The organism is Marivita lacus (genome assembly GCF_014637725.1).
Lineage (GTDB): Bacteria > Pseudomonadota > Alphaproteobacteria > Rhodobacterales > Rhodobacteraceae > Marivita > Marivita lacus.
In genome coordinates, this window is sequence record NZ_BMFC01000006.1 from 46,408 (window position 1) to 59,134 (window position 12,727).

Sequence of the window (12,727 nt, forward strand, 5' to 3'; positions counted from 1 at the left end):
TTCAGACAAACATAAAGGGCACCTGCGAAACAGGTGCCCTTTTCGCTTTGTGCGATGCCGATTTCAGGCAAACGGATCGTCCAGCACCCCGACAAGTGGCATCAGGAACTCTCCGGATGTGGGGTTCAAGGCGGCGTCGTAGAAGCTGTCGATTTGCGCGAGGGCGGCCGTCACGCTTTCGGCAGAACCATTGAAAACTGCCATCGCATTTGCTGCGTTGTCGACATCGGACATGCCCTTGTGAACCGCGAAATAGGCCCCGATATCGGTCTTGGTGGCAAGGTAGGCACGGTCGGCCAATTGCTGGTCGATGAAGTCCTGAGTCGCATCTGCAGGCGGGTCCGCCTTGGCGCCACCCAGTATGCCGAGGATCGCAATGTCCCTGCCGATACCGCCCGTGTCCAACGCGTTGACCCAGAAATCGAACCCGGCCTGATCGGGAATGCGACCCAGAACGTTGTCGTAAATCGTCGCCACCAATTCCGAATTACTGAGGTCGGAAGGGTATGTGGCACGTGTTTCAACCTGATCGACGAACAGTCTGGCCGAATCCGCAAGGCTCACGCCATTCGCAAAAGCGGTACCCCAGAAATTGAGGCCCACCGCGTCCGGTGCCCGGTTGAAATAGGCGATGTAAAGCTCGATGAAGCTTTCGAAATCGGATGCCGACAGACCGGTCGGCCCGCCGAATTGCTGGAGGTTGAACGGGGTTCCCTCAAAGAAGTCCGTATCGAAATCAAGCAGTTCGATCCCGATCAGCGTGTCCAGACCATTGCCGTCGGCGCGCCGATCCTCGATCACGGTGGAACCTGCGGACAGAGTCAGCGTGTAGGCGCTTTGCGCCCCCGAGTAGACCGCCGTGTCGATGCCGGCCCCGCCATTCACGAGGTCGTTGCCGCGTCCACCTTCGAGAACGTCATTGCCGCCTTCACCGACAAGCGAGTCGTTGCCGCCCTGACCTTGGAGCGTGTCATTGTCCGCCCCACCGTTGATCAGTTCCGCCTGATCGCCGCCGCGCACGAAATCGTCGCTCGCCCCGGTGAAAATACGGCTGTCCGTGGCTCCGCCGCCATTCGGGTTCACCCGCGCAACCGTGTCCGGCAGCGTATCGATGATGATGATGTTCTCGCCATCGATCGGGTAATTCGGCCATTGCGCCGCGATCTCGGCAATTGTGGCTGGCTCCTGCGTGTAGTCGACGCTGAACAGCAATTGCCCGTCCAGTGACGATACTTCCATGGCGTCGACCGTGCCGGACAATTGGGAAATCTCGGTTGGTGCGTTCTTCGCGAAGGTTCCGGTAAGCTCGATGTTCAGATTGGTCCCGGTGACGCCTTCAAGAAGGACAACGTTTGTACCGTTGGCGATAACGACAAGTTCGGTATTCGCGTCATTGAGGGCAAAGCTGCCGGGGTTTTCGGACAGGATATTCGGGCGTGTGTAGATATAGGCCGCGCCGCCGGGGATACCGCTCGTATCGGCCAGGTCAACCAGCAGACGGTTCTGCGCGGTGCTTTGCGCAAGAACCGGGGCGGGTCCGTTTTCGGCAGGGTTGCTTGTGTGCCGCGACAATGCACCCGGGTCGAGCCGGAAACCATCGGCGGCATCATAGTCCACCTGGTACCCAAGGTCCTGCATTGCCGCGATGGTCAGCGCGCTGATCGGGTTGTCGGGAACGCCGAAATTGGGTGGTCCGGCTTCGAGCCTGCGCAATTCGACGCGCGATGTCATGAGTTCCTCGTCGAGGACGGCTTCGCTCCAGTATTGGGCGGCAAGACCGCCGTCAGCACCGGTCTCGAGCACGTTCACACCGTTCAGATCGTCCGAGAGCTCCTCGATTTCCCGCAGACCGTTCGGCCCCGTATAGGTCGCGACCCCGTCGATCAGGCGAACCAGTCCGAACTCTTCCCAAAGCGCGCCGAAGCCCAGGGCGCGCCCGATGGTGTTGGCCACGAATTCATCGAGGTTGAGAAGGGTACCGACCTCTTCGGAATTGATCACGATGCGCGAATAGCTCGGCAGCGCAGACGCGCCATCGCGCTGATCGAGAACGCTGGAGATTGCGAGGATCGTCTGTTCCACGCCTTCAAAGCTCAGATCGATGTCCTGCACGGACACCTCGATCAGGATGTCATCGACATAGCCGTAGCCTTCGACAAAGGCATAGGGCAGATCGCCGGTGATGATCTCTTCCCAGCGTTCGACCGCGTCCTCGAAAGCGGACACATAGGCGTTCGGGATATCGTCGGAGGTGAACTCGACGGTGATGTCGAACCGGCCGTCATCAAGCGGCCCCAGATCGTTCAGTTCAACCCGGTACTGACCCGTGGCGTTGGCAAAGCCGCCAGCCGACAGGTAGAAGGTGCCGCCAACGTCGGTGACGAATTGCAATGCGCTGCTGGTGCCGGGTCCGCCATCGTCATTCGCGGTGTTCTGGATCAACACGCCGTTGGCATCGTAGACCCCGTTGAAAAACGGATCGGCCAAGGCGTTGTCACCGTCCACTGGCACCAGGCTGATTTCGTAAAGCCGGTTGGCGGCGAGGCTGACCTCGAACCAATCCTGATCCTGCGCAAAGTCAATACGGCCCGTCGCGGTACTTCCGGGCGCGATGGTGCCGGTGGTGTCGATGTCGGACGCAAAATCGTCCCGTATCCCGATGTCGATGACCTCGACCGCGTAGGTGCCAAGGCCGTCGAACCCGTCCTGCACCGCGATGAAGAAGTCGCCCGCAGATTGCGGGGTGAAATAGGAAATGCTGTCATCCTGGATCAACTGGGTGTTCAGCGTCTGGACCGAGCTGATCGGCGCGCCGGTCAGGGCGCTGGAGGAAAAGACGCCGAGCAGCGATGGATCAAGGAGCGTGCCATTGTTCGACGCCTGCCCGAGGATGTTGATCTGGTAGGTGGTGTTCGACTGCAGCGACACGCGGAACGCATCGATGTCGCCGATGGTTTCGATCTCGCCAGGTGTTCGACCGCCAACGGACACGTTGCCGACGCCTGCGGCGATGCCCGGCAGGAAATCATCGACGAAACCGGTGAACGTCGCGGTCAGGGTGTAATCGCCAATGCTCAGATCCTGCGCGCCTGCAACTTCGATCTGGTAGATGCCATCGGTCGGAACGGTCAGGCCCGTGACCAGAGCGTTGGTGTCGAGACCGCTGTTGTTGTCCGCGCTGCCGGGGACCAGTATCCCGGCGCTTGAGAAGACACCGATGATCTCCGGGTTCGGGTTGGACCCGCCACCGGTCGGAAGCCCCTCGAGCGAGATGTCGTATTCCGCCCCGGCCAGCAGCGTGATGTCGAAACGGTCCCGGTCGCCCGCGCGTTCGATGCTGCCGAGAGCGGGTACATCCACGACGGCTGCGCCGAAGTCATCGGCAAACGGCCCAGGCAAGAAGTCATCCGCTGCCCCGAGAGACAGCACGCTCAGTTCGTAGCCTCCGGTTCCAAAGGGCGTGTGGCTGCCGACCTCGATCTCGTATACGCCGCTTGTCTCGACAAGGAAGGGATCGATCAGGGCATTGCGTCCGGTCCCGCTGTCGTTGTCGGATGACCCGGGCAAGGCGACGTTGAGGCTGTCGTAAATCCCGAAAATCTCGGGATCGGCCAGAGTGCCGCTGGCATTCGATGCCGAGGCCAGTCCGATCGAATACAACTGTCCCGCCTCGAGCGTGACAAGAAACCGGTCGCGGTCCTCGGCCCGTTCGACGCTGCCGATTTCCGGAAAGCCGATGGAGATGCTGCCAAGTTCCAGCGCGGTTTCGCCCGGCAGGTAGTCGTCGGCGAGTGCGCCGAACCGGATTTCCTGTTCCGAAGCGGTGGTCGCGCCGCGTTCGTCGATGACGCTGAACCGGACGATGACGGTCTGACCCGGAGTCGCGGTCGAATCCGTGATCGAGATGTCGCCGTTTTCAAGCAATTCGCCGATGACGGTCGGGCTTTCAAAGGAAAACGGGATCGCGGTGAACGTCTCTTCGCTGCCATCTGCGAAGTTCGTCAGGACATTGCCGATGATTTCCGGGCCGGTGAACGTGTAGTCGATGATCGGGTCGGGAACACCGAAAGGGGCTGAGTTGATGGTGAAGTTTCGGGTGAAGTTGATCGGATCTATCAGCGGCTCTTCCAAGCCCGGGCCGCTCCAAGTGACGGTGCCTTGGATGTTGACCGAAACGGACTCGTCGTCTTCGACAAGCTCATCCAGCAAAGCGGCGAAATTCAACGATTGTGTCGCGCCAAAGGAATAAGAGACCGTGAAGTCCTCACCCTCGATGGCATTCTGCGAGGTCACCAAGACGGAAATCTGCGGGGTTAGGGTGTAATCGTCGATTGAACCCAACTCGCTCAGTATACTGGAGATTTCTGGAGGAATCTCTGTGGAGATCGACAGCGTGATGTCGTCGCCTTCGTTCAAAACCTCGGGTAGGCTGAGGTCAAAGTATTCAAGCGTATAGGTACCACCGCCGGAACTCTGACTAAACGCGTCGCCTACTGAGAAGTAATGAACGCCAGTGTACTCGGCAGTAAAAAGCGCCTGACTATTGAGGCCTTGCCCGCCATCGTCATCACCGCTCCCTTCATACAAAATGCCTTCGTCGTCGTAGACACCTCTAAACAGAGGATCGAAGAGCGTCCCATCGCCAGTTTCCGAACCACGAAGCTGAATTTCGTACTGATGTCCGGCGATAAGGTTGACTTGAAACCAGTCTATATCGTCGCCAAAGGAACCCAAGCCGCCCAGAGACGGAATTCCCGCAGTGGCGTCGCCGTAATTCGCGCCGGGCTCGAAAAAACCGGCATAATCTGGATCTTCTTCCATGGTCGCTTCATCCGTCTGCTAAAATTCAGGCTGTTGAAAAGCCGATTGAAAACGAAGGGCGGGACCTGAAAAAGCTCAGCAGAACTAGAAGACCCCACACTGCCTAAAAACTCGATCCAAGACTTGCGGCGATGGAGCAATGATGCCCATCCTGATACGTCAGTGTTCGGCCCAAACTTACCTTAAGTCAAGCATGGCATGACCTGAACGAACAAAGCCAAAGGCGCGACGGGATGCGATGCATTTAATCGCAGCGTTTCCGTGTGCTGCCGTTGCGGTAGGCTCTCACCCTGACACAGCAGAGTTCGCAAAGATTTGAGTGAAATCCGGGCCTATAGATCCTATGCTGGGGCAAGCCTCGCAAATTTCAGCGAAAGGATCCAAGCCATGAGCTGCCTCGTCCGACTGTTTGTCCTGCCGGTCTTTCTGGTCTTGTCCACCGTCACATTTGCCATGGCCAGCCCCGACCGGGTGGCGCTGGTCATCGGAATGGCGGAGTACGAGGCCGTAACGCCCCTGACCAACACCCGCAACGATGCCGAGGCGCTGGCGGAGACGCTGACCGAAATCGGCTTCGACGTGACCCGCGTCATCGACGTGAGCCTTGCCGAGTTGCGGGCGGTCATGAAGGATTTTTCCTTCCGGTCGGAAACGGCGGATCTCGCGCTGATCTACTTTGCCGGTCACGGGATCGAAGTGCAGGGCGAGAACTTTCTCCTGCCGGTGGACGCGCGGCCGCGGTCGAATGTCGATGTGCAGAACCAGTCGGTGTCGCTCAAGGAATTGCTGGCCGTGGTGGAAAAAGCGCGCGTCATGCGGATCGTCATTCTGGACAGTTGCCGGGACAATCCGCTGGGTGGCAGCATCGACACGAACGCCGTGGTGCAATCGGCGCTGGAGGCAACGGATCAGGCGACGCGCGGGGTAGGTGGTCTTGCGCCGGCCAATCCGGATCGCGGCACGCTTGTGGCCTTTGCCGCCAAGGACGGGCAGGTGGCGCTGGACGGGACGCGGGGCAACAGCCCCTATGCGCGGGCGTTGATGGACAAGATGTCCAAGCCCGGGCTCGAGATCAGTCTGATGTTCCGGCAGGTGCGCGACGCAGTTCTGGCCGAAACGCAGAACCTGCAGGAGCCTTATACCTATGGGTCCCTGACCGGCCAGCCGTTCTACCTGTCCGGGCCACCCGAAGGTGTCGCAGAGGCCGATGTGTCGGAACCAACGAAGTCTTGGTCGAAGCTGCGCCCCGATCAGGAATCGCAACTTCTGGCGCTGGCCAATCTGGGCGACACGCGGTCGATGCTTGGCCTTGCCTATATCCGCCTGAACCCCGAGGACAGCCGCTTTGATCCCGCACAGGCGGTCAGCTTTCTGGAACGTGCCGTCGAACGCGGATCACCCGAAGCGCAGATGGAATTGGCCAAGCTTTACGAGCAGGGCATCGGCGTGGACGTCAACGAGGCCCGTGCTCTCGAGCTGTACCAGGCGGCGGCAGATCAGGGGTTCGCGGATGCGATCAACGATCTGGGCTTCCTGCACTACCAGGGCGGTCTGGGTCTTCGGCCCAATCCCGAAAAGGCGCTGGAGCTGTTCGAGCAGGCGGCAGACCTGCGCCATCCCGAAGCGCAGTTCAACTTTGCCGCCCTGATCGACGACGGGCTGATCCCCGACAAGGGGCCCAAGGATGCGGCGTCGTATCTCTACGCGGCCTTGCGCAGCGGCAGCCAGGATGTGCTGAACCTGCTGCTGGAAAGGCCGACCATGTTCGCCGAGGAAACCCGCCGCGAATTGCAGGCGCAGTTGCAGGCCTTCAACTTCTACGACGGGTCCATCGACGGTGATATCGGCCCCGGTACCAAGCGGGGTATCCGGGCCGCCTATGGTCTGGAATAACGCTCAGGCCGACCGGAGCAGAACCTTGTTCGATCCGACAGCGGCGGCGATGCGCTGGTAGTGGATTGCCCGTGTCGCGTCGGAACTGGCCGAGCGCAACAAAACGGTTTCGGCCTCGGCAAGGACATCACTGGCTTGACGGTTCAACTCGGCGACGCGGGGGGCCTGAACGGCGCGCATGGGCGGCGTCGGTTGGGACTGTCCGGTGTTGTTTCTGATCCGGGCGGTCAGGGCAGGTTTCTGGCGGTCGATATTGCTGCGCACGATATCATCGAGCTTGCGCGCCGTATCCAGAAGCACGTCGCGCGCCTCTTCGTAATCTCCGTTCGCCGGCATCTCTTTGGCCAGTTCGCGGTAGGTGACGGCAAAACAGGCAATCCGGTATTCCTCGTCCATGACGTCGCAGATCTGTTCGCTCTCGTTCAAACGGCGCACGAACAGGTTCGTCTGCTGCGTTGATGCGGCAACCGGCGGACCACTTGGTATTCCCGACACGCGATTGCTGTCCGATGATTCATTGTCCCCGCCGCTGATATTGTCCCCGCCGACCTGAGCATATTGGGGAAAGATCAGTTCGACGGAGCGGACCGTCATGTTCGTGTTGAGGTCTGCGCTCCCGACATCCGGCGTCGAGGCGTGGATCGGGGTCGACAACAATCCGAGAAGCACGGGAAGACCGATAATCTGGGCGGCGGGTTTGCTTGAAATCATGATCCTGACTTTCGGTTTGGTGGAAACGGGCTGTGAAAAAATACTGAGACAACTCGAACAACGGCGAAAAACAGGGATGCAGTCTCCGTTCGATATGCGACCTGCACCCGGCATCGTACGTGACGCAACGGTAAGACGGGATCGGTCGCAAAGCAAGTTTGGCTTTGGAGGGTCGCTCTGCGTGGCGTCACTCGGCGGCTGTCGTCACGAAGAAGTAGACCCATTCGCCTTTGAATGCGGGATCACGGGCGCGGGCGTCACTGACCCGGTCCCGCAGCCAGTCGAGGTAGGGACCGGCGGGTTCGACCAAGGGGCGCACACCGTCATAGAGCGGCACAGAGGACGCAAAGGCAACCGCGATCTCCTGACCGAACGGCGGCCCGATCTCGATATAAAGGCCGGGCTCGCCCGCAGGCAGTGCCGTTTCAGAGCCGATCTGCAGCGCAGATTCGGCAGGTGTCAGCGTCAGGGGCGTGAATTCGTTGGGCAAGAGGTGCACCACATTGCCGTCCGCATCGAAGTAATCGACATAGACATAGGCGTCGTAATCCGCGCCTTGCAGCTCCATGACCAGCGGGTTTCCCGCAGTGTACCGAAACTCGCGCGCATGGGTGCTTTCGCCCAAGAGCAGAGGATTGGTGATCTGGTCCGTCGATTGCGGCAGGCCGACATTGGCGATGCCGGTCAGCGCGCCGCATTGCGGGCGTGGCAGGATCAGAAGGGTGTCGCGGACCAGGATATCCGCGCCCATCTTTGCCTGCATGGCCGCAACGACATCAGCGCGCAGTTCGGGTTCCGGCACGTGGCCGGAGACCTGCAGAGTGTTGTCGGTCGGGTCGAACGCAACCTGCAGGCGCGCGCAGGGAATGGCGCTGAGGGCGCCGGTGATGCCATCGCGCACGTCTGCCGCCGCGCCGCCAAGGTCGCCCGGTTCCATGAAGCTTTGAAAGGCGGACAGCGATACCGGGTCGATGGACCCGTCGCCCGATCCTTCGAAAGCGAGCGCGGCCTTGGCGCGGTCTGCCTTGGGCTGAAGGGGGGGTGTCGTTTCCGTGCCGAGCGGCCTCTGGGCGATGCTCAGGGTCTCGGGGGTTGTCGGGGATGCCACGTCGCTCATCGGTGCAAGTGTTTGCGCTGTTGGTGTTGCGGGCCGGGTCTCGGTCTGGCGCAGCATGGTCGGTTGTTCCGCGTCGAGCGTGGTCGATATGGGCAGAGCGGCAGGGGTGACCGTGGTGATCTGGTCGGTCGGGGCGATCCCGAGCGCCGTGGTTGGCAGAGCGATCCGGGCCTGGGTTACTTCCGCAAGCAGGGATGCCGCTGCGATGGGTTGCGCCGCAATCGCCGCTTGCGGTGCGGCGTCGGCCACGGGTTGTGCGACTGCGGCGCTGCTCTGCGGCGCGGTGACGGCTTGCAGCGCGTCTGCGCTCTCCGTGACGAGCGTAGCCTCTGACCCTTGCGGTGACGCGGCCGCGATGCTCTCGCCTTCTGGCGCACGCGTCGAGGTATCGATGCCGTCGGTCCGGAGGGCTGTGGCGCGGGACGTGGCGATCTGGCCCTGACCCAGTGCCGAGCCGCTTGTGTCTCCGGCCAAGGCCTGATCTGGCTCGGGCGCCGTTTCCCGCGCCGTGCTGCGGTCGACCTGATAGGCGGTCAGTTCAAGCCGGGTTTCGGGAACGGGCTGGTCGGGAATGTCACCTGGACGGGTGGCGAGGTAGATCGCAACGGCCCCGGCACCATGTGCGCTGACCGACGCGCCAAGGGCGAGGGCCCATGTCAGCGCCGGGCGTATCATCGGGCGGGCGGTGCGGTTTCGGGCGTGACGACCAGCACGACATCCCGCGCACCCAGCGTCTCGATCCGGCTCACGAGCGGCAGCACGTGGCGCAGTTCCGTGTCGCGATGCGCGTTGATCCGGACCAGCGTGTCGGATGTTGTGACAAGGCGCGCCGTGATGGCTTGGTCAAGCGCGGCGTCGTCCACGACCAATCCATCCACCGCCAGATCGCCACTGGCCGAGACCGAGACCGTGATCCCGCCCGACGGCATGTCAGCCCCGGTTTCCGTGGTAGGCGGGGTGACGTCAAACGGGGCCGTGGCGTCCATGCGTCCGATCAGCATGAAGAAGACCAGCAGAAAGAAGACCACGTCGATCAGCGCGACGATGGTTTCAGGCGGTTGCCGTGTGACCGGGCGCGCCAGTCTCATTGCGCCACCTCGAGCCGGACGACGCGCAGGCCGGTCACGCCCGCACGGGTGGCCGCGTCCATGACCGAAACGAGCGCCTGCATGTCCGCGGCACCCGAAGGCAGGACCAGAACGCGCAAAGCGGGCGTGTTTTGCAGCCGGTCGCGGAACATCGCCTCGAGCGCTGGCAGGTCCATCCCGACGCCGCGCAGGGTGGGCACACCGTCTGCACCGATCCGGATCAACAGGGGCGCGCCGGTGTCCTGTGTCGTCACGGGTGCTGCGTCCAGCGGATCATCCGCCCGTTTGACCGCCGGGATCATGTCGAGGTTCAGATAGGTCGAGGTCACCATGAAAAAGACCAGCAGGATCAGCATCACGTCGATCAGCGGCACAAGCGAAATCAGCGCCTTGGACGGGGCGGGTCGCCGGATGCCGAATGTGCCGGGGTCCTGCATGCTCCGCCCCTATTTTGACGGCTGATCCGCGATCAGCATGAGTTGCGCAATGGCACCTTCGATCAGCTGCGCGCCGCGTTCCGCGCGTCCCGCCAGAAGCGATGCGCCAACCGCTGCGGGGATCGCGACCAGAAGCCCAGCCGCCGTGGTCAGCAGCGCCTGCCAGATGCCGCCCGCCAGAACCGAGGCGTTGGCCGCGCCTTCTGCCATTTCAAGTTCCTGAAACGATTGTATCATTCCCAGAACCGTGCCCAGAAGCCCCAGCAAGGGCGAGGTCATCGCGATCAGTTCCAGCAGGCGGATATGCCGGGTCATGCGGCTGAGTTCCTCGTTGCCGCGCCGCATCAGTTCGGCCATCAGGGCGCTGCCGGACCGTCCGTTGCCAAGCGCCTTGATCGCAAAGGCCAAAACGCGGTCAGCAGGGGCAGGGCCGCTTTCGGCTGCCCGGCGCGCGTCGTCGATCTTGCCCGCCTCGAAACTGGCCAGCGCCGCGTCCCGGTTGGCCTCACCCTTGGTGACCGGCGACAATTGCACGATCTTGTAAACGATCAGGGCCAGCGAAAACACCGACAGGATCGCCAGCAGAAGAATGATCGGCCCGCCGGTCCCGATATCGGAAAATGCGTCCGGCACGTCACTTCACCAGTGCGGCGTCGGTCTTGCTGCCCAGTTCGAGGAAGGCGAAGCAGTCGGTGTTCTCTTCGTTTTGCGGTTTGCAGACCGGCATGTCGTGCAGAACGATCTCGGAAATGTCCGAACAGGCGATCTCGGGAATGGCGAACAGCTTGAGCGTGGTGCGTTGCACGGGCAGGGGGGCCGCGTCGATGGACAGCAGGCGGTCTATCACGCCGTTGCTGTCGAAAATGGCGAGGCTCATCTCGAAGCCTTCGAAACTCTTGCCTGTGTCGTTGCGAAACAGGAAATAGGCCTGGCATCCGCTTGGCTCGCCCGGTTCGACCTTGTTCAGTTCGACCGACAAGGTACCGGATTGCGCCCATGCACCCGATGTCATCAGGCACAGCGCCACGGCCGAGAGCCTGCTTGGGGTTTTCTTCACATCGACCTCCTGAAATGTCGCCTGTTCTTTCCAGGCGTTCCAATCTGCTGGGTTTGTGTCAGCGTGCTGACGTAAAACGTTGATTCAAAAATACTAAACGTAGTGGGCAAGGGCGGTTGCCGCTGCCCGGAAGTGTCTTCTGTCCTGCCAAGGAAACGCCGAGTCGGTGTTTCGGTCAAGCCCGCTCACCCCTGTGGCACGCATTCAGGACGGATGGATCACAGCCTCATCGACCGCGGCGGGTTTCGAAAAATCTTTGTCCGGCAGTGCGTTTGTGCGAAGGATACATCAGTGCAGGGTGTCGTCGGGCGCACCTGCGCGCCTCGATTTTGAACGCCAAGTCTTTGTTATGATCACTTTTATTGGAGGGTCTTATGCTTGATCGGGTCAAGGGTCCGCACGACGCGCTTGCCGAGTTGCAGGTGTTCCGCGAGACGCTCCGGACGCATGTCGCAGAGGTGACGAAAGAAATCGTCCTGCGGGACAAGATGAACCAAAAGGCTGTCGAAACGCTTTGCGCCCGGATCGACCTCGTGGTCCGCGACTATTCCGGATTTCTCAGGCGGCTCAACACACTGCGCGGCGCCGAGGAGGCCGAGGCCCAAGACCGCGATGCAGTCGTCGACCTGCGCCGGGAATGGGGCATCGCCCATGCGAGAACCAACCTGTTCCAAGTCGAGTTGAACCAGTGGTCGCTGATGAAAGCGCTTGTCGCCAAGCAGGTCGCATCGCGGAAAAAACGTGTGCCGCTATACGAGGCGCGACCCTCGGGTCTTGGCGTGGCGCAATCATCGGCGAGCGACGACGTGTTCGACTGGGTGCATGCCATCCTCAACCCGGAAAGCCAGTCGGATGACGCGTTCCAAAGCGGGTGTTTTCCCGATATCGCCCTGCCCAACAGCCGGTTTCACGAGCATTTGCACGCGGGCTACCGGGTGGTGCTGGCGCAGGGCCGAACCCAGCCGATGCGGTTTCTGGATGTCGGATGCGGCGGCGGGCTCAAGGTGCTGTCGGCGCGGCGCTATTTCACGCGATCCGAGGGGCTGGATTACCAAGACAGCTATGTCGACACGGCGCGCAGTCTGCTCGAACGGGCCAAGGCCGATGACGCGAAGGCGTTCCAGGCAGATGCGCTGACATTCGATGGCTATGGCGATTATGATGTCATCTATTTCTACAGGCCGATCCGGGACGATCAGAAGCTTGTCGAAATGGAGCAGAGGATCGTCGAACTGGTGCGGCCCGGCACGGTTCTGATCGCGCCCTATGTCGGGTTTGAAGCGCGGTTTGCAGGCTTGGGCTGCGGCCGGGTTGCCGGGTCAGTCTATCTGGCCAAGACCTCTCAGAAAGACGCTGACCGGTGGCGGCGCAAGGCCGAACAGACCGGTGTCGCTGTGGTGCATGCCGAAGACGAACGGGTCGCAACCATCTGGACGCCGCTGCTCGAGGCATCGCGCAACTCGGGCTACGATGTCGAACGGTTCAAGCCGCTCATCTGAACCGCCGGGCAGCGGACCTCTCAAAAAAGAAATTTACCCTAGGTCACATTCTAGTGCTGGATTTTTCACAAAGACTTGATAACCTTTAGATAGTTTTGTTGCCC

At 61.3% G+C, this 12,727-nt stretch carries 10 protein-coding genes; 3 read left to right on the plus strand and 7 right to left on the minus strand.

Annotation, left to right across the window (positions count from 1 at the left end):
* Nucleotides 1–63: 63 nt before the first annotated feature.
* Nucleotides 64–4,293 (minus strand): DUF4214 domain-containing protein, encoded by a 4,230-nt coding sequence (locus tag IEV82_RS12795; protein WP_229747788.1) that lies wholly within the window; start codon nt 4,291–4,293, stop codon nt 64–66.
* Between the two features lie 210 nt (nt 4,294–4,503).
* On the opposite strand from IEV82_RS12795, the gene IEV82_RS12800 reads away from it, so the two are divergent.
* Nucleotides 4,504–4,890: a hypothetical protein gene (locus IEV82_RS12800; RefSeq protein ID WP_188482430.1), complete on the plus strand. Its 387-nt coding sequence runs from the start codon at nt 4,504–4,506 to the stop codon at nt 4,888–4,890.
* A gap of 318 nt (nt 4,891–5,208) precedes the next feature.
* A complete protein-coding gene (locus IEV82_RS12805) occupies nt 5,209–6,714 on the plus strand; it encodes a caspase family protein (protein ID WP_188482431.1) in 1,506 nt (501 codons plus the stop codon).
* A 3-nt stretch (nt 6,715–6,717) separates the two neighbouring features.
* Here IEV82_RS12805 and IEV82_RS12810 read toward each other — a convergent pair whose 3' ends face one another.
* From IEV82_RS12810 to IEV82_RS12835, 6 genes are all read right to left on the minus strand, one after another.
* Nucleotides 6,718–7,425 (minus strand): hypothetical protein, encoded by a 708-nt coding sequence (locus tag IEV82_RS12810; RefSeq protein ID WP_188482432.1) that lies wholly within the window; start codon nt 7,423–7,425, stop codon nt 6,718–6,720.
* A gap of 187 nt (nt 7,426–7,612) precedes the next feature.
* Nucleotides 7,613–9,217: a DUF4384 domain-containing protein gene (locus IEV82_RS12815; protein ID WP_188482433.1), complete on the minus strand. Its 1,605-nt coding sequence runs from the start codon at nt 9,215–9,217 to the stop codon at nt 7,613–7,615.
* On the minus strand, nt 9,214–9,630 hold the full coding sequence (locus IEV82_RS12820) for an ExbD/TolR family protein (RefSeq protein WP_188482434.1): 417 nt from the start codon (nt 9,628–9,630) through the stop codon (nt 9,214–9,216). The genes IEV82_RS12815 and IEV82_RS12820 overlap by 4 nt, the downstream gene beginning before the upstream one ends.
* On the minus strand, nt 9,627–10,067 hold the full coding sequence (locus IEV82_RS12825) for an ExbD/TolR family protein (protein WP_188482435.1): 441 nt from the start codon (nt 10,065–10,067) through the stop codon (nt 9,627–9,629). Before IEV82_RS12825 ends, IEV82_RS12820 begins: the two co-directional genes overlap by 4 nt.
* Nucleotides 10,068–10,076: 9 nt before the next feature.
* Nucleotides 10,077–10,700 carry a MotA/TolQ/ExbB proton channel family protein gene (locus IEV82_RS12830; protein ID WP_188482436.1) on the minus strand — a complete coding sequence of 208 codons (624 nt, stop codon included), beginning with the start codon at nt 10,698–10,700 and terminating at the stop codon, nt 10,077–10,079.
* A 1-nt stretch (nt 10,701) separates the two neighbouring features.
* Nucleotides 10,702–11,124, minus strand: coding sequence for a hypothetical protein (locus tag IEV82_RS12835; protein ID WP_373285219.1), 423 nt, complete (start codon nt 11,122–11,124; stop codon nt 10,702–10,704).
* Between the two features lie 374 nt (nt 11,125–11,498).
* Here IEV82_RS12835 and IEV82_RS12840 point away from each other — a divergent pair, with 374 nt between their 5' ends.
* The gene (locus tag IEV82_RS12840; protein WP_188482437.1) at nt 11,499–12,623 is read left to right on the plus strand and encodes a class I SAM-dependent methyltransferase; all 1,125 of its coding nucleotides are present in this window, start codon (nt 11,499–11,501) and stop codon (nt 12,621–12,623) included.
* The last annotated feature ends 104 nt before the right edge of the window (nt 12,624–12,727 follow it).